Here is a 17543-nt window from a genome sequence, read left to right as displayed (position 1 = left end):
CGGCGGTGGGGGCCCCTCCCGCTCGAGCGAAGTCGAGAGTGGGGGAGCGTGCCGGGCGTCGCGACGGGGCGAACGTTGCCTGCCGCGGCACTAGCGGGACGTGGTCGCGAGGAGCGGCGCGTCGAGGCCCAGGCCCGTGCGTGCCGTCCGCAGATGTGCCAGGCCCTCCCCCGCCACCCGTGACACCTCGCCGTACTCCGCCGCCGTGCGGGCCGTCGCGAGGAGGGAGCGGGCCTCCTGCCGGCACTCCGCCGCTCTCGTCAGTGCGCGGGCCGTCTCCTCGTCCGCGCCCGACCACGTGCGGGCGTCGGGCGGGACCAGGCCGCCCGTGAGGCGTACGAGGGCGTGGTTCGCGTCGGCCTCCGCGTCCAGGTCGGACGGGGTGCGGGTGCGGTGGGCCCGGTGCTGGGCCGTCACGGCCACCGCCGCGCCGACGATCAGCACTACCGAGAGCGTGACTGCGAATGCCATGGCCCGTTTCCTCCCTTGTCCCGCCGAACCCTCGTCGGCTGCCTCCTCCTCCATGAGAAGGCAGGGCGCTGTGATCACCCATCGGGATTCCTGTGTGGAGCCGGTGAGGTTTCCAAGGGGCGGGACAAGCGGGACAACTCAGCCGCGGGCGGCCCACACCGTGCGCTCGGTGCGCACCCGCAGATCGCCGCGGCGCAGGATGCCGTGCGGGCTGTCGGGATCGAGCAGCCGGTCGAGAGCGGTCAGGTCCTCGGTGGACAGGGCGGATGCGACACCGCCGCGCATACGGCGCAGACTGCTGAGCGCGTAGCGGCCCACCGCGTCGGTGGGGGACGGGCCGATGTCGACGGTGATGGTGCGTTCGTCCTCGACGGAGAAGCCGGCTTTCGTCAGCCTGGCTCCCCAGTCGGCGCCGCGGTGGGGGAGGTGCGCGGCGTGCCGGCGGTCGAGTGCGGCATGGCAGCGTTCCTCGAGACCGGGAGCGTCCTCGGGCGCGCCCTCGGGGAGGAACCGCGGGAAGCCGGGCAGCTCGACGACGGCGAACAGCCCGCCCGGTGCCAGGAGGTCGCGGACCTGGCGCAGGGTGCGGTCGGGGTCTGCCATGTGGTGCATCGAGGCCGACGCCCAGACCAGTTCCGGAGTGCCGAGTTCGGGCCACGCCGTCCCGTCGAGGTCGGCCTGCACGATACGCACGCGGTCGGCTGCCCCGGCCGCGGCCGTTTTCTCCGCCAGACGGCGCAGGTGGACGGCCGAGGAGTCGACGGCCGTCAGCTCTGCCCCGGGGAAGCGCTCGAGGAGGGCGAGGGTGCCGGCTCCGGTGCCGCAGCCCAGGTCCACGATGTGGCGGGGGCCGGACTCGACGGGCAGCCAGGCGGTGATGGACGCGGTGTGTTCGGCCAGCACCTCCGCGTCCAGGTCGAGGATCTCCGTCTGGTCGTGAACGTGCGGGGGTGCGTCCTGCGCTGTGCGCGCGGAGGGGGGATTCATGCGCCCACGCTAGGCATGCCGTCGGCGTGCGGACCGGTGTGTTGCGGGATGGGCAAGACGATGGCCGCCCGCGCTGCGGAACACGCAAACGGTCACGCTTCGTCGCCGCGCTGGTGGCCGCGGCGGGCGTCGCGGTCGAAGAGGCCCAGGATGTCGCACGGCCCGCCCGCGGTGCCGATGGCGTGCGGGAGCATCGTCGGGAACTCCGCCGCCTGGTTGGTCTCGATCCGCAGGCGCCGGTTGCCCAGGAGCAGGATCGCGGTGCCGGACAGGACGACGAGCCATTCGCGGCCCGGGTGGGCGCGCATGCCCGAGGGATGGTCGGGCGGCGGGTCGGTCATGCGCTGGCGTACGACGGTCATGCCGGGTTCCGCCTTGATGGGCCAGCGCATCCGGCCGTGCGCGGCGTCGATCATCGGGCTGGAGACGACGTCGTCCGTGGCGGTCTCGACCAGCTGGTCGAGGGAGGTGTCCAGGGCGCGGGCGAGGGTGACGAGCTGGTCCAGGGCCAGGCGGCGCCGGCCGTTCTCGATGCGGCTGAGCGTGGACTGACTGACCTTGGCGCGGGCGGCCAGCTCCTCCAGGGACCAGCCCTGGGCCACGCGCAGGGCGCGGATGCGTTTGCGTACCAGGCCGTCCAACTCACCATCGTCTTGCGTCATGGGCAACATCGTATGCCCCTGCGGCAAGGCGTGGTTAGCGTCGTTCGTGCTCGATCCCCCCAACGCCCCACCTCATCGAAAGGGATCCATGAGTACGAACCAGCCCGGCGAGGGCGGCGTGTCCGACGCGCGGCAGCGTCGCACGATCCTGGTCGCCGTCTGTGTCGCGTTGATGGCCGTCGTCGCCTCGGTGTCCGGGCTCAACGTCGCCCAGCCCGACCTGGCCGTCGCCTTCGGCGCCTCGCAGCGCACGATCCTCTGGATCATCAACATCTACACCCTCGGCCTGGCCGCCCTCCTGCTGCCGCTCGGCGCGCTCGGCGACCGCTGGGGCCGCAGGCCCATGCTGCTCACCGGCCTGATCGTCTTCGGCGTCGCCGGTGCGGCGGCGGGGCTCGCCCCGTCGGCCGCGGTCATGCTCGCCGCGCGCCTGCTCAGCGGAGTGGGCGCGGCGATGATCATGCCCATCACGCTCGCCGTGATCACCTCCACCTTCCCCGAGGAAGAGCGCGGACGGGCCATCGGCGTGTGGACCGGTGTGGCCGGAGGCGGCGGCATCCTGGGCATGTTCCTCTCGGCCGCCCTGGTCGACGTGGCGAGCTGGCGGTGGCTCTTCGTGCTGCCCGTCGCGCTCGTCGTGGTAGCCGTCGCCCTGACGCTGCGGTCCGTCCCCGACTCCCGTGAGACGTCCGGGCACGCCTACGACACCGTGGGCGCGCTGACCTCCGTCGTCGCCGTGGTCGGGCTGATCTTCGTCCTCCAGGAGGGGCCAGAGCGGGGCTGGACCGCGCACGCGACCCTGCTCGGCCTGGTCGTCGGGGTCGCGGGCGCCGTCGGCTTCGTGGCCTGGGAACTGCGCCGCCGGGATGCCGCGCTGCTGGATGTGCGTCTGTTCGGCGGGCGCGCTCTGGCCGGCGGCTCGATCACCCTCCTGGTGGTCTTCGGGGTCCAAGCGGGTGTCTTCGTGGTCCTCTTCCCGTTCTTCCAGGCCGTCCTCGGCTGGTCGGGGCTGCTGTCCACACTGGCGCTGATGCCGATGGCCGTCGTGATGATGGCGGCCTCCGGTCTCGCACCGCGGCTGGCCGCGAGGGTCGGTCCCCGGGCGACCATGGCGGCAGGTGTCTTCGTGGCCGGCGCCGGTCTGGCGCTCATGGCCGCGATCGTCTCCGTCGACGGCGGCTACCTGTCGGTCCTTCCCGGCATGCTCGCCATGGGCCTCGGCATGGGCCTGTCGATGACCCCGTCCACCGAGGCCATCACCGGCGCCCTCCCGGCCGGGCGCCAGGGAGTCGCGTCCGCGCTCAACGACGTCACCCGCGAGTTCGGCACCGCGCTCGGTGTCGCCCTGCTCGGAGCGCTCCTGTCGGCCGGCTACCGCGACGCCGTCGACTCCCGGCTCGACGGCGTCCCCCAGGGGCCGGCCGGCGCCGCGCGCGAGGGAGTGGCCAACGCCCTCGACGCCGCGCACCAGGCCGGCCCCCAGGCGCGGGCGCTGGTGCGCGCCGCCCGGGAGTCGTTCGTCGAGGGCTGGCAGCACGCCATGTGGACCGGGGTCGCCGTCATGGCCGCCCTCTTCCTCCACGTACTCGCCCGGGGACCGGAGCGCGAGCGCTCACCGGAACCGGAAGCGCCCGCAGTCCTCGAAACCTAGGGCATGTGCCGACCGTCCCGTCCGGCTCGCGGCACTAGCTCGCCGAGGCCGAGGGGGAGGTGCTCGGTGCGGGCGGGGCGCCCTGGCCGTCGTGGGTGGCGGTCGGGTCGACGCCGACGGTCAGTGTCGCGTGGACGCCCTTGCTGATGTCCCGTTTGTCGTAGCGGAGCCGGAGCAGGCCGCCCGTCGCGCCGGACTGGTCGTAGATCGTGTCCTCGGTGAGGGTCGTGCGTTCGGCCGTGTTGGAGACGTACGGCTCCACGGTCTCCGTGGCGATCACGGACTCCTCGTCGAAGAAGAACTGGCCGGTGTGGCAGGTGTGCCCGCCCTCGTAGCCCGCGTCGGTCCACTCGCCGTCCACGTGGACCTTGGTGTGGATGTGGACGCAGCGGCCGCGGTACCAGCCGGGGAAGACCGTCCTGAAGGTGACGTGGCCGTGCCGGTCCGTCTTCCAGGTGCCGCGCAGGTAGCGGGTGTCGTCCGTGGGTTCCTGGTGGCCGCCACCGCCGCCACCGGGGGGCGGGCCCGTCGGGATGTCGGTCGGGGTGCCGGTCGGGGGCTCGCCCGTGGGGGCGGGGCCGCCTCCGCCGCTGCCCATGTTCTCGTAGCCGGAGTAGACGCCCACCGCGTCGCAGTGCCAGATGTCGACGGCCGCGTTGCGGATGGGGCGGCAGGTCTCGGAGTCGATGACCTTGAGGGCGAGGACGAGCGGGATGCCCTCGCGGTCCTCGGTGACGTCCTTGCGGATCTTGTCGGCGTCGATGTAGTAGGGGCCCTCGACCGCTTCCGAGGTGAGGACGTAGCAGTCCTCGGGCGGTGCGCCCTTCGGGGTTTTCCCGGCCGGGGTCCGCTCGCCCGCGACGGCGTCGACGGCGAGTGCGCCGCCGAGTCCCGCCACGGCGATCGCGCCCGCGCCCACGGCGACCACCCGGCGGCGGGTCAGCTCGCTTGTCCCGCTTGTCTCACTCGTCTCGCTTGCCTCTTGGGGTTCCCGGGGTTCGATTGTCATGAGCATGTAAGCTAGATGTGAACCCTGTCAGCGAGCTGAGAAAACGGCGCCCTTTCGCGCTCACGCACGAAAGGGGCCGGAAATCGACGGCGGCCGGGTGTCAGCTGGTGCCGTCGTTCGTCGCGTCCGTGTCGACGCCCATCGTGATGGACCCGATCACGCCCTTCGAGATGTTCTTCTTGTTGTACTTCAGCTTGAGCAGACCGCCCGTGGTGCCGCTCTGGTCGTAGATCGTGTCCTCGGTGAGCGTGGTGCGGGTCGTCGTGCTCGTCGAGTACGGCTCCACCTCCGCGGAGAGCAGGACCGACTCCTCGTCGAAGAAGAACTGGCCGGTGTGGCAGGTCTGCCCGCCCTCGTACCCGGCGTCGGTCCACTCGCCGTCCACGTGGACCTTGGTGTGGATGTGGACGGTGCGGCCCTGGTACCAGCCGGGGAAGATGCTCGTGAAGGTGACGCACCCCTTCTTGTCCGTCTTCCAGGTGCCGCGCAGGTAGCGGGTGTCGCTGGTGGGCTCCTCGTGGCCGCCACCGCCGCCGCCCGACGGGGGCTCACCGGTGGGCGTGCCGGTCGGGATGTCCGTGGGGGTGCCGGAGGGAGCGTCGGTGGGCGCGTCCGTGGGGGCCGTGCCGCCACCCTGGGAGAAGCTCTCGTAGCCCGAGTAGAGGCCGAGGGCGTCGCAGTGCCAGATGTCCACGGCCGCGTCCACGACCGGCTTGCAGGTGGCGGCGTCGATCACCTTGAGCTGGAGGGTCAGCGGGATGCCCTCGTTGTCCTCGGTGATGTCCTGGCGGAGCTTGTCCGCGTCGATGTAGTAGGGGCCTTCGGTGGTCTCCGAGGTCAGCTTGTAGCAGGTCTCCGCCGCGGTACCGGTCGCGGAGGCGGACTCGGTGCTCGTCGCCTCCGTCGCCTCGTCCGCGGAGGCGGACATGGCCAGCGCGCCGGCCGCGCCGACGCCGACCACGGCCGCGCCGCCCGCGACGACGACCTTACGTCGCGTCATGTTCCGCTTGTGCGCGGGTCCTTCGGGCTGGGGGGTGGTGTGTTCTTCGGTGTTTCCCGTCATGCCCCGGACGTTAGGTAAGAAGGCTGTTCTTACCATGGGTGACGACTGTGGATTCCTGAGAAACCTGAAGTCTTCGGCCATGGAAACGGAACAGGGGCGGGAAACCGACCTCGGTTTCCCGCCCCTGTCGCGTGACCTACTTCGGCTGCGGCTTCCTGATGTTCAGGTGCAGCTCGCGCAGCCGGGACTCCTCCAGCTCCGTCGGCGCGCCCATCATCAGGTCCTGGGCGTTGCCGTTGAGCGGGAAGGCGATCGTCTCGCGGATGTTCGGCTCGTCCGCGAGGAGCATGACGATGCGGTCGACGCCGGGCGCGATGCCACCGTGCGGCGGGGCGCCGAAGCGGAACGCGCGCAGCATGCCGGCGAACTCGCGCTCCACCGTCTCGTGGTCGTAGCCCGCGATGCCGAAGGCCTTCAGCATGATGTCCGGCTCGTGGTTGCGGATCGCGCCCGAGGACAGCTCCACGCCGTTGCAGACGATGTCGTACTGCCAGGCCAGGATGTCCAGCGGGTCCTGGTTCTCCAGGGCCTCCATACCACCCTGCGGCATCGAGAACGGGTTGTGCGAGAAGTCGATCTTCCCGGTGTCCTCGTCCTTCTCGAACATCGGGAAGTCGACGATCCAGCAGAACCGGAAGACGTTCTCCTCGAAGTGACCGGCACGCCTGGCGGCTTCCACCCGCACCGCGCCCATGATCTTCGAGACCTCGTCGAACTCGCCCGCGCCGAAGAACACCGCGTGCCCGGCGGCCAGCGACAGGCGCTTGGTCAGCTCGGCGACGTTCTCCTCGGTGAGGAACTTCGCGATCGGACCGGACAGTGAGCCGTCCTCGGCGACGCGGACCCAGGCCAGGCCCTTGGCGCCCTGGGAGATCGCGTACTCGCCGAGCTGGTCGAAGAACTTGCGGGGCTGGGCGGAGACGTCCGGCACCGGCAGCGCGCGCACGTGCTTGCCGGCGAACGCCTTGAACTCCGAGCCCTCGAAGATGTCGGTGATGTCGACGAGCTCCAACTGGGCGCGCAGGTCCGGCTTGTCGGAGCCGTACTTCAGCATCGACTCGCGGAACGGGATCCGCGGGAACGGCGAGGTGACCTCGCGGCCACCGCCGAACTCGGTGAACAGCTCGGTCATGAGCTTCTCGATCGGCTGGAAGACGTCCTCCTGCTCGACGAAGCTCATCTCGACGTCGAGCTGGTAGAACTCGCCCGGCGAGCGGTCGGCGCGGGCGTCCTCGTCGCGGAAGCAGGGCGCGATCTGGAAGTAGCGGTCGAAGCCGGAGATCATCAGCAGCTGCTTGAACTGCTGCGGCGCCTGCGGGAGGGCGTAGAACCGGCCCGCGTGCAGCCGGGAGGGGACCACGAAGTCGCGGGCGCCCTCGGGGGAGGTCGCCGTCAGGATCGGGGTCGCCATCTCGTTGAAGCCGAGGGCCACCATCTTGTGGCGGATGGCCGAGATGACCGCCGTACGCAGCATGATGTTGCGGTGCATGCGTTCGCGGCGCAGGTCCAGGAAGCGGTACTCCAGGCGCCGCTCCTCGTTGACCCCGTCCTCGGTGTTGATCGTGAACGGCAGCGGCTGGGCGGCACCGAGCAGCTCCACCTCGCCGACCTCGACCTCGACCTCACCCGTGGGCAGGTCGGCGTTGATGTTCTCCGCGCCGCGCGAGACGACCTTGCCGTCGACACGGACCGTCGACTCCTTGGTCAGCTTGTCCAGCGCCTCGTACGCGGGCGTACCCGGACGGGCGACCAGCTGGGTGATGCCGTAGTGGTCACGCAGATCGATGAAGAGGATGCCGCCCAGGTCGCGCCGATTGTGCAGCCAGCCACTCAGTCGGACGTCGGCGCCGACGTCAGAGGAGCGGAGCTCGCCGCAGGTGTGGGACCTGTACCGATGCATCGTCGTTCGTCCAGCCTTCGTGGATAGGGAGCACGCTTCGAGGGAGCGTGTTTCACGTGAAACAACCCCCAGGGTACCGGCCGGGCAAAGATCGCCTCCCGCAATACCTGGGGGGTGATCGGTGGCATCTTTCGATGCCGTCTTCTTAAAGTGGGGCAATGCGCACTGGCGAGCCTCTGCCCGCCGTGGGGGAGGTCCTCGCCTCCCTCGCGACCGGCCTGTGGCACTGGAACACCTCCACCGGGCTGGTCACGGTCGATGCCGAGGCCGCCCGGTTGCTCGGGCTGCCCGCCGAGCAGACGGTCCTCACCGAGGCCCAGACCAGGGCCCGGCTGCACCCCGTGGACTGGAACGAGATCACCGGAGTGGTCCAGCTCGCCGTCGCCGAGGGGACCCTCGCCGAGGTGCGCATCCGGATCATGGACGAGCGGGGGCGGATCGTGCGGGTGGTCCGCAGCCGCTCCAAGCCGTCGTTCGACCCGGCGAAGCGGGCCTACGAGCTGATCGGCACCCTCCAGGAGGTCACCGAGCCCCGGCCGGGCACCCCCGCCGACCGGACCGCCGTCACCGGTGACTGGCGGCGCTCCCGGGAGGCGTTCCTGCTGGACGCCGGCCGGGCGCTGGCGGAGGCCCGGTCCACGGCGGAGGTACTGCGGGTCGCGGCGGGCCTGGCGATGCCCGGATTCTCGCCGGACGGCCTCGCCGTCTTCGGCGTCACGGGCGACCGTCTGACGCTCATCGGCCACCACGGGCAGCGGCCCGGCGACGAGGGCCCCTTCACCCACATGCCGGTGGAGACGGACTACCCGGCCGCCGAGGTCGTCCGCACCGGGCGGGCCGTCTATCTCTCCTCGCCCGCCCAGTACAAGGACCGCTATCCGCTCACCTGGCCGCTGGCCGCGCACTTCGGCCGGGAGTCCTGGGCCTTCCTGCCGCTGACCGTGGCCGGGCGGACGATGGGCGCCTGGATGGCCGCCTTCACCCACCCGGTGGCCTTCACCCCTGATGAGCGGTCCGTGCTCACCACGGTCGCCCGCATGCTGGCCCAGGCCCTCACCCGGGCGAGCGCCGCCGAGACCCAGCGTGAGCTGACCGACGGTCTGCAACGCTCGATGCTGCCCACGCTCGGCCCCGAGATACCGGGCATGACCCTGGCCGCCCGCTACATACCGACCGGCGGCGGCCTCCAGGTCGGCGGCGACTGGTACGACATGATCCCGCTGCCGAACCAGAGGTTCGCTCTGGTCATCGGGGACGTGCAGGGACACGACGTGCGCGCCGCCGGACTGATGGGCCAACTGCGGATAGCGCTGCGGGCCTACGCCGCCGAGGGCCACCGCCCCGACGCCGTGCTCTCCCGCGCCTCCCACTTCTTCCACGGCATCAACCAGGCCGAGAACGGCGAGGACACACGCTTCGCCACCTGCCTGTACATCGAGGTCGATCCCGTGACCGGCCTCCTGGAGGCGGCGAGGGCCGGGCATCTCGACCCGGCCGTCCGGATGGCCGACGGCACGGTCCTGGCCCGCGCCACCGCCGGCGGGCTGCCCCTGGGCATCGACCCGGACGCCGACTACCCCACCACCCGCCTCGCCCTGGAACCCGGCGAGTCGCTGCTGCTGTGCACCGACGGCCTGCTGGAGACCGGCGGCCACGACCTCGACACCGGCTGGCAGCGGGTCCGGGGCATCCTCGAGGGCCACGAGGGCGATCTGGAGGAGCTGGCCGACGCCCTCGTCCAGGCCGTGCACGGACCGTCCTCCCACCACACCACCGGCCCGTTCGCCGACCGCCGCGGCGACGACATCGCCGTACTGCTGCTGTGCCGTCACGGCGGGGCGGGCTGCGGCCCGGTCGCCGCCGCCCCGGCCCCGGCATCCGTACGGCGCACCATGCTGACGGTCGCGCAGGCCGAGCCCGAGCGGATCGCGGTGGGCCGGCAGCAGCTGCGCGAGCTGCTGCACGACTGGCCGAGCGCCGACCAGGTCGACTCGGCGGTCCTGCTCGTCTCCGAGGCCCTGACGAACGTCCTCGTCCACACGGACGCCGACGCGCTGCTGGTCGCCGAGGTCACCGGGACGCCCGGGGAGCGCCGGATCCGGATCGAGGTCACCGACGCAGGCGACGACCTCCCGCACAAGCGCCGCCCCGGTGAACTGGCCTCCTCAGGACGCGGCCTGGTCCTCATCGAACTGCTCGCGGACATCTGGGGGGTGGCGCCGCGGGGCGAGGGCAAGACCATCTGGTTCGAGCTCTACGAGGCCGGCGACGCGCTCTACGCGCCCGACGGCTCCGGTGGCTCCGTCGGCTCCGACCCCGTTGGCTCCGGTGACCCCGACGGCCCGGGAGTGCCGTGACGCGTCCGCAGTTCGTGCAGTACGCCGAAACCGGCCGCCGTCAGGGGTACGGCGAAGAGCATGCCGAGGATGCCGGCCACCGACGCCCCCGCGGTGATCGCGAGCATCACGGCCGCCGGGTGCATCTGCACCGTCCGGCTCTGGATGACCGGCTGGAGCACATGCCCCTCGAGGACCTGCACGGCGAGGACGACCCCCAGCGCCCACAGCGCGATCACGAACCCCCGGTCGGCGAGGGCGACCAGCACGGCGACCGCCCCGGACAGGAAGGCACCGAGGTAGGGGATGTAGGCGCCGACGAAGACGAGGGCGCCCAGGCCCACCGCGCCCGGGACGCGGAGCACCAGCAGCCCGACCGTGATGCACACGGCGTCGATGAAGGCGATGAAGGTGGTCCCCCGCATGAACCCCTCCACCGCCGCGAACGCCCGCCGCGCCATGGCCTCCAGGGTGTCCGCCGTCCCGCCGGGGGCGACGGAGCGCAGGGCGCCGGCCGCCCGGTGCGAGTCGCGCAGGAAGAAGAAGACCAGCAGCAGGGCGAGGACGGCCATGGCGATGGACTCGCCGACGACGCTGACCCCGCTGATGACGTTGGAGGCGGCCGTCCCGCCGAACTTCGCCAGCAGATCCTTGGAGTTGGCGGCGAGATCGTCCAGCGAGGTCCCGGCCGCCCCGAAGTGGTCGGCGACGCTCCGCGCCGCGTCCTTCAGCGAGGCCACGATCTGGTCGCCGGTGTCGATCAGCGCGGCGACCACGACGTACACCGCCCCGCCGACCACGCCCACGACGGCCACGCAGGTCAGCGCCGCCGCCGTCGACCGCGGCACCCGAGCCTTCACCAGCCGCCCGTAGAACGGCCTGAGCAGGGCCGTTCCGAGCAGGGCCAGCAGGACCGGCGTCACCGCCGTACGGAACGTGGCGCACAGCCGGATCCCGACGTACGCCACGCCCGCGACGAGCAGGATCACCGCGCACCAGGCGGCGAGCCGGCGGACGGGGGCGGGGAGCGACTGCACGCGTCCAGCGGACCACGCCGGGAGCGGGCTGTCCTGCGCGGACGGGCCGCCCGGGTGACGCCCCGTCAGTCCGCCCGCCGGTCCGGTGCGTCGGTCAGGTCCGGTCCGTCAGTCCGGCCGCTAGTCCGGTGACGCGCCGTCCTCCAACAGCCGCTCGGCGATGTCCGTGGACCAGGACTGGGCCCAGGCCCGCAGTCCGGTGATGCCGGCCTCGGTCAGGCCGTGGGCGGTGAACGCGGTGTCCGGGTAGTGGTCCGTGCCCGTCAGCCGGTCCTGGAGCGCGGGCAGGTCGAAGTCGTCGTCGCGGAGGTGACGGCGGGCCAGTTCCTCCAGCTCGGGGAAGCTGAAGCGGGCGGCCGCCGCGCGGGCGTCGATCAGGTCGACGGCGAGGCCCCGGCCGTACAGGGCGCGCATCTTGGTGCCCACGGCGTCCTGGAGGGAGAGGGCCGGGCCGTAGGCGGTGGGGACCGGCGGTGCCGAGAAGACCTCCTTGTGGAGCGTCAGAGCGACGCCTCCCACCGTGAGGTGCGCCGTGAGCGGCGTCGTGTCCTCGATGCCCACCTCATGCCCGAGGCCGGTCAGCGCGGCGCCCAGCGCCCACGCCAGGCGACGCGTCGGCTCGCCGCTCTCCGTGGCCAGGTCGATGTTCGCGTGCGGGCGCTCCAGCAGGCCGTGCGCCTCGAGGGCGTATCCGCCGGCCAGCGCGAAGGGGGCGCCGGCCGGCGGGCCGAGGACGTCCGCCAGAAGACGGCGGTGGGATTCGGGAAGGCTCACCCTGGATTCATGGCTCAGAACAGGGCCTTGTAGCCGCTCCAGCCCGAGCTGATCAGTGTTCGGCTGCCGAAGGAGCCCTTGCCGTCGCCGTACTGGCGGTACAGCTTGCCGCCGCTGTCCCGCGCGACCAGGTCCACCTTGCCGTCGTGGTTGAGGTCGCCGACACCGACGACCGCGTTGTACGACGCTCCCCAGCCGGCGAAGAGCTTCACGCGTGCGGAGAAGGTGCCGTCGCCCTTGCCGTAGTGCCGGTAGAGGTTGTTGGACTTGTCCTGGGTGAGCAGGTCGCCGATCCCGTCGCCGTTGAGGTCGCCGACGCCGACGATCTTCTTGTACGTCTTCCAGTTGTCGTACAGCTTCACGCGTGCGGAGAGCTTTCCGGTGGAGGTGCCCTTGTAGAGGTAGACGGCGCCGGTGGAGGTGTTGCGGGCGACGAGGTCCGGGCGGCCGTCCTTGGTCAGATCGCCGGGGGAGGTGAGGACGTCGTACTGGTTCCATCCGCTGGTGGAGAGGGTGGTGTACTTCGCCGACGGCTTGACCGCCGCGTTGCAGCCCGGCTTGTACAGGCGCAGGGCCCCGCTGCTCAGCCGGACCAGGACGTCGTTGCAGCGATCGCCGCTCAGGTCGCCGAAGGAGACGGCTGTGATGGTCTTGGGCCAGCCCGTGCCGGTGACCTTCTCCGAGAACTTCCCGGAACCCGTGCCCCGGTGGACGGTGAGGCCTCCGGAGGTGTTGATGGTGAGCAGGTCGCCGATGCCGTCGGGGCCGTCCACACTGCCGTAGTCGTGGCGGACCGGGGAGCCCTCCGTCAGGTAGCGGGTGCCGCCGGCCACCGTAGTGGCCGTGGAGGTGCCGAGGCCGGTCGCGCTCAGCGTCCACGTGTAGCGGCCGTTGGGGAAGCGGACGCGGGCCGAGGTCAGGCCGTTCCACTGGGCGTCGACGTACGCGGTGGCCGCGCCGCCGGTGATCGTGCGGGTGGCCTTGCCGGTCGGGCCGCTCTGCTCCGAGGAGAGGGTCAGCGACCAGGAGCTGACCGGGCGGGACAGCAGCCAGACGCCGTTCCAGAAGTTCGAGGAGCCCACGGTGCTCGTGGAGTCGTCGATCGACGTCTCGAGCGCGGTCGGCGTCGAAGGGCTCATCCCGGTCGTGGCCACGTGGGTGCGCTCGTAGTCGTCGAACCACGCGACCAGGCCGGTGTACTCGTCGACCGTCCAGCGGTGGCGGCGGTCCGTGGACAGGCCGGTGTCCGGGATCGCGGAGGCCAGTGTGCGGGTGGTGCCGGTGGCCGCCTCGGTGAGGACCAGCTCGTCGGCGGTGTGGTCGTGGCGGACAGTGAAGCCGTCACCCAGGAGAACGTCGCCCGGGGCGACCGCGACCGAGGTGCGGGCCTTGGTGTCGTACACACCCGCCGAAGCCGTGCCGCACGCCCAGTACAGCCAGCGGCCCGCCGCCTGGAGCTCGGTGGGGACGCAGCCGGCTCCGGGGATCGTGACCGTGCCGAGGGTCTTCGCGTCGGTGAGGCTGTAGGAGGTGACCTGGCCGGTGGTGGAGGTGGCGCTCCAGAGGGTGGGGCCGTTCAGGGCGGCGGCGCGGGCGCTCCGCTTCAGCTTCTGGCCCTGGTACACCTCCCAGACGTACTGGGTGGGCGAGGCGCCGCCGGACTGGTAGACCAGATAGCTGTCGGAGACGTCGACGAGCGTGCCGTCGGAGGTGCCGAACTCGATCGGGTTGGACGAACCGACGACCCTGATCCGGTCCAGCTTCCGGTCGGTCGCGTCGGTGTACGTGGTGAGGTAGACGTCCTGCGGGTCGTAGCCCGTGTTGCCCCACAGGGGGGTGCAGGTGACGCCGGTGTACGGGCAGGTGGCGCTGATCTTGGCGCTGTCGGTGGCGGCCGAGGACGTGAGGGTGGCGCCGCCGTCGGTGGTGAGGGTGCGGACCGAGCTGCCGGTGCCGGTCTCCACCACACGGAGGCTGCCCCGGCTGAGGGCGAGGCCGATCTTGGCCTTCTCCACGGCGGGGACGCGGGCCACGTCGGTGAGGGTGGTGGTGCCCTGGTCGACGCGCTTCAGCCACCAGTCGTCGGCGCCGGTTCCGCCGCTGACCAGGACGGTGTCGCCGGAGGCGGCCAGCGGGTAGGGGTCGGCGGCGGCCAGCAGGGTCTCCGAGGAGCCGTCGGTGAGCGTCACGGCCGTCAGCTTCGACCCGGAGACGGAGACGGAGCCGGCGTCCAGGGGCAGCAGCAGCCGGTCGCCGACGAGGACGGGGGCGCCGTCCAGGTCACCGGCGTACGGCAGGTCGTAGGTCTGCTCGGCGCCGGCCGGGTCGGTACGGGACTTCAGATGGAGGTCGCCGTCGTCGGTGTCGTACCAGCCGAACCGGTCCTCGCTCAGGACGGCGTACCCGTCGTAGTCCACGTTCTCGAAGGCGAACTTGGAGACGGCCGTGTCCACGTCGATGTAGGAGATCGTGGTGCTGGTCTTCACCAGGACGCCGCGGGAGTCGGCGGCGCCCACCGTGTTGTCCGCGATGGTGGTCGCGCTCTCGCCGGTGATCGTGCGCTCCCGCCGCTGTCCTTCGGGGAAGTCGATGAGGGTGTGGCCGGTGACGACCGTCTTGCCCGCGAGCGCACGGTAGTTGTAGGCGGAGGTGACGGTGGACGTCGTGCGCGTCGCCGGGTCCCAGAGGGTGACGGACTTCGACGACAGCGCCGTCGGCAGGGCGACGAGGTCGCCGTCCGAGCCGTACCAGGCGGTGCGGCACGCGCTGGTGACGGCGGCGCAGGGTGAGGCGGGCGGGTAGACGCCGTCCGCGTTCTCCACGGTGACCGTGGCGCCGGTGGTGTAGTCCGTCCACAGCAGCCCGGCGACGTCGCTCTGCCGGTGCAGATAGCCCGTCTGCCCGGCGACCAGCGGCCGTTCGGTGCGCGGGGTGGCCGAGGCCGGGTCGGTGAGCGTGATTTCGGTGGTGCCTGTGGTGCCTGTGGCGTTCGCGGTGCCGCCGCCGGTGGTGGCGGCGACGGTCGCGACGGCTACGGCGAGTGCGGAGAGGGCGGCGGTCGCGCCGCCCGCTCTCCGGGCGTGTCTGCCCACGTGTGCTGGTCCTTCCCCCCGAGGGCCCCCTGCCCCCGAACAAGTGGGCGATTTTAGCAGGGCTTTGCCTCAGAACCTGCCTCAGAACAGGGCCTTGTAGCCCCCGAAGGCGCCGTTGTTGATCTTCACGCGGGTGCCGAAGGAGCCGTTGCCATTGCCGGACTGGCGGTAGAGGTTGCCCGCGGTGTCGCGTGCGACCAGGTCGGCCTTGCCGTCGCCGGTGACGTCGCCGACGCCGACCACGACGTTGTAGGAGGCGCCCCAGTTGGTGAACAGCTTCGTGCGGGCCGAGAACGTGCCGTCGCCCTTGCCGAAGTAGCGGTACAGGTTGTTCGACTTGTCCTGGGCGATCAGGTCGCCGATGCCGTCGCCGTTGAGGTCGCCGACGCCGACGATCTTCTTGTACGTCTTCCAGTTGTCGTACAGCTTCACGCGCGCGGACAGGGTGCCGGTGCTGGTGCCCTTGTAGAGGTAGACCGCGCCGGTCGTGGAGTTGCGGGCGATGAGGTCGGGGCGGCCGTCCTTCGTGACGTCGCCGGGGGCGGTCAGGATGTCGTACTGCTTCCAGCCCGTCGCGGAGATCGTCCTGTACGACGTCGACGGGGTGACCGCAGCGCCGCAGCCGGGACGGTAGGCGCGCAGGGCGTCGCCGGTGCGGACGAGGACGTCGTTGCAGCGGTCGCCGCTCAGGTCGCCGAAGGGCACCGCCCTGATGCCCGTCGACCAGCCGGAGCCGGTGTTGCCGGCTTCCAGCAGGCCGCCGCTGCCGTGGAACCAGCGCAGCCGGCCGGCGGAGTCCAGGGCGAGAAGGTCGCCGACGCCGTCGGGGGTGCCGTCGCGGCCGCCGAAGTCGCGGAGGACGGCGGCGCCGCCGGTCACCGCCGCGGTGCCGGTCGCGAGGGTGGAGGCGGTGCCGGAGCCGTACTGGACTGCTTTCAGGGTCCACTTCAGACGTCCGTTGGGCGCGAGGGCGCCCGCCGAGGTGCGGCCGTTCCAGACGGGGGCGATCGTCGTGGCGGAGCCGGGGGAGCCGGTGAGGGTGCGGAGGGTGCGGCCCGCGGCGTCGGTGAGGGTGAGGGTCCAGGAGGAGACGGCGGAGTTCGTCGTCCAGCTCGGCTTCCAGGCGGCGCTGGACGAGGTGGTGCCCTTGAGCGGCACGGTGGCCGGCACCGTCCTGCCCGTCACCGTGAGGGCGGGCCAGGCGGTGCGGGAGGCGAACACGTCCGTGTCGGCCGAGATGCCGGACGCCGGCCCCCAGACGGCGGTGGCGGTGCCGGCGGCGTCCGCCACGATCTCGCCGCGCACCGACGTGCCGCCGCCCACCCGGCGGGCGGACGTCCACGTCCCGTCGACGAGGGTGGCCTCCCAGAGGGAGGTGTTGCGCTGATCGGCGTCGAGTTCCGGCCACAGTGCGTGGACCGAGCCGTCCGGGGCGATGGTGGCGTCGGAGGAGGGTTTCGCGACCCCGGCGGACAGGGTCTTCGGCGCCGACCAGACGCCGGTGGAGCTGTCGTAGGTGGTGGTCCGCACGTCCTCGGCGCCCGCGGCCCGGTCGAACCAGACGAGGGTGATGTCACCGTCGGGTCCGGCCAGCGGCTCCGGCACGCCGCCGGGGTCGCCGACGGCGGTGGCGGCGGTCTGCGGCGGGCCCCACGCGGAGGCCGCGTCCGGGCGCCCCATGGTCTGCAGGGTGCCGTTCCCGTCCTGCCACACCAGATGGACCGAGCCGTCCGGGGCGGAGGCCAGCGTGGGCAGCTCCCTGGAAGCCGCGATCTCCTGCGGGGTCGGCCAGGTGTCCGTGCCGAACGGCCTGGCGTTGGTCATCACCCGGTAGTACTGGGTGTTCACGTTCATCCAGTACGAGACGACGAGCCCGCCCTGCCCGTCGAACGCGATCTGCGGCCGCCCGACGGTCCCGTAGCCGAGGCCCGCGTAGGTGGCGGCGTTGCTGACCTTTGCCGGGGCTGACCAACTGTCTCCCGTGGCCAGGGTGGCGGCGTACGCCTCACTCCTGCCGGAACTCCAGACCCGCTGGCTCCACACGGCGGCGAGCGTCCCGCCGGGCCCCACGGCGATGTCGGGGTTCTCGAAGGCCGTGGTCTCGTTGGCGGCGATCACCGTGGGCTGCGACCAGGCGGACTGTCCGGCGCCCAGGGTGGCGGAGGCGACGTGCGAGGTGGTGGTCCACAGCACGGCGACCGATCCGTCCGGCCGGGCCGCGAGGTGCGCCTCGCCGACGACTTCGGCGGACACGACCTGCTTGGTCCAGGTGTCGCTGTTCGCGGGGCGCGTGGCCGCGTAGAGCCGGCCGGTGCTGTCCTGGGTCCAGACGGCCACGGTCGTGCCGTCCTTGGTGACGACGGCGTCCTGGACCTCGGACTTGTCGGTGTGGAGCCTCACCGGGCTGGTCCACGGCGGCAGCACGGTCGCGGCGGCGGCCGGCGAGACCGGGAGCGTGCCGCCCGCGAGGGCGAGCGAGACGGTGACGAGTGCTGCGGCCGCGCTGCGGCGGCGGTGTGACGGCAGGGCTGAGTGGCCCATCGCGTTGAAGTCCCTCCCCG

Annotated in this window: 12 protein-coding genes; 2 read left to right on the top strand and 10 right to left on the bottom strand. The window is 71.9% G+C overall.

Annotation, left to right across the window (positions count from 1 at the left end; all coding sequences use genetic code 11):
• Positions 1 to 90 precede the first annotated feature (90 nt).
• From ABT057_RS37295 to ABT057_RS37285, 3 genes are all read right to left on the bottom strand, one after another.
• Positions 91 to 471 carry a hypothetical protein gene (locus ABT057_RS37295; protein ID WP_352348330.1) on the bottom strand — a complete coding sequence of 127 codons (381 nt, stop codon included), beginning with the start codon at positions 469 to 471 and terminating at the stop codon, positions 91 to 93.
• A 138-nt stretch (positions 472 to 609) separates the two neighbouring features.
• The gene (locus ABT057_RS37290) at positions 610 to 1458 is read right to left on the bottom strand and encodes a class I SAM-dependent methyltransferase (protein ID WP_352348329.1); all 849 of its coding nucleotides are present in this window, start codon (positions 1456 to 1458) and stop codon (positions 610 to 612) included.
• Positions 1459 to 1550: 92 nt separating this feature from the next.
• Positions 1551 to 2120 (bottom strand): helix-turn-helix domain-containing protein, encoded by a 570-nt coding sequence (locus tag ABT057_RS37285; protein WP_352348328.1) that lies wholly within the window; start codon positions 2118 to 2120, stop codon positions 1551 to 1553.
• 88 nt (positions 2121 to 2208) lie between these two features.
• Here ABT057_RS37285 and ABT057_RS37280 point away from each other — a divergent pair, with 88 nt between their 5' ends.
• On the top strand, positions 2209 to 3771 hold the full coding sequence (locus ABT057_RS37280) for an MFS transporter (protein WP_352348327.1): 1563 nt from the start codon (positions 2209 to 2211) through the stop codon (positions 3769 to 3771).
• 34 nt (positions 3772 to 3805) lie between these two features.
• Here the strand turns inward: ABT057_RS37280 and ABT057_RS37275 are convergent, their stop codons facing one another.
• The 3 genes from ABT057_RS37275 to aspS form a co-directional block, all read right to left on the bottom strand.
• A complete protein-coding gene (locus ABT057_RS37275) occupies positions 3806 to 4780 on the bottom strand; it encodes an intradiol ring-cleavage dioxygenase (protein ID WP_502974028.1) in 975 nt (324 codons plus the stop codon).
• Positions 4781 to 4880: 100 nt separating this feature from the next.
• On the bottom strand, positions 4881 to 5843 hold the full coding sequence (locus ABT057_RS37270; RefSeq protein ID WP_352348326.1) for an intradiol ring-cleavage dioxygenase: 963 nt from the start codon (positions 5841 to 5843) through the stop codon (positions 4881 to 4883).
• 136 nt (positions 5844 to 5979) lie between these two features.
• A complete protein-coding gene (gene aspS, locus ABT057_RS37265) occupies positions 5980 to 7743 on the bottom strand; it encodes an aspartate--tRNA ligase (RefSeq protein WP_352348325.1) in 1764 nt (587 codons plus the stop codon).
• A gap of 158 nt (positions 7744 to 7901) precedes the next feature.
• On the opposite strand from aspS, the gene ABT057_RS37260 reads away from it, so the two are divergent.
• Complete coding sequence (locus ABT057_RS37260; protein ID WP_352348324.1) at positions 7902 to 10100, top strand: SpoIIE family protein phosphatase; 2199 nt, start codon at positions 7902 to 7904, stop codon at positions 10098 to 10100.
• Here ABT057_RS37260 and ABT057_RS37255 read toward each other — a convergent pair.
• The 4 genes from ABT057_RS37255 to ABT057_RS37240 all read right to left on the bottom strand — a co-directional run bounded on the left by ABT057_RS37255 (position 10019) and on the right by ABT057_RS37240 (position 17523).
• Positions 10019 to 11116, bottom strand: coding sequence for an AI-2E family transporter (locus ABT057_RS37255; RefSeq protein WP_352348323.1), 1098 nt, complete (start codon positions 11114 to 11116; stop codon positions 10019 to 10021). The genes ABT057_RS37260 and ABT057_RS37255 overlap by 82 nt on opposite strands.
• 120 nt (positions 11117 to 11236) lie before the next feature.
• A complete protein-coding gene (locus ABT057_RS37250) occupies positions 11237 to 11890 on the bottom strand; it encodes a hypothetical protein (RefSeq protein ID WP_352348322.1) in 654 nt (217 codons plus the stop codon).
• A 14-nt stretch (positions 11891 to 11904) separates the two neighbouring features.
• Positions 11905 to 14982, bottom strand: a complete 3078-nt coding sequence (locus ABT057_RS37245) for an FG-GAP repeat domain-containing protein (RefSeq protein ID WP_352348321.1) — start codon at positions 14980 to 14982, stop codon at positions 11905 to 11907.
• 81 nt (positions 14983 to 15063) lie between these two features.
• On the bottom strand, positions 15064 to 17523 hold the full coding sequence (locus ABT057_RS37240) for an FG-GAP-like repeat-containing protein (RefSeq protein WP_352348320.1): 2460 nt from the start codon (positions 17521 to 17523) through the stop codon (positions 15064 to 15066).
• Positions 17524 to 17543 lie beyond the last annotated feature (20 nt).

This window comes from Streptomyces sp. NPDC002588 (genome assembly GCF_040295925.1).
In the GTDB taxonomy this organism is placed as follows: Bacteria; Actinomycetota; Actinomycetes; order Streptomycetales; family Streptomycetaceae; genus Streptomyces.
Note: the sequence above shows the minus strand (reverse complement) of the source record. Positions and strands in the feature narration are given on the sequence as shown.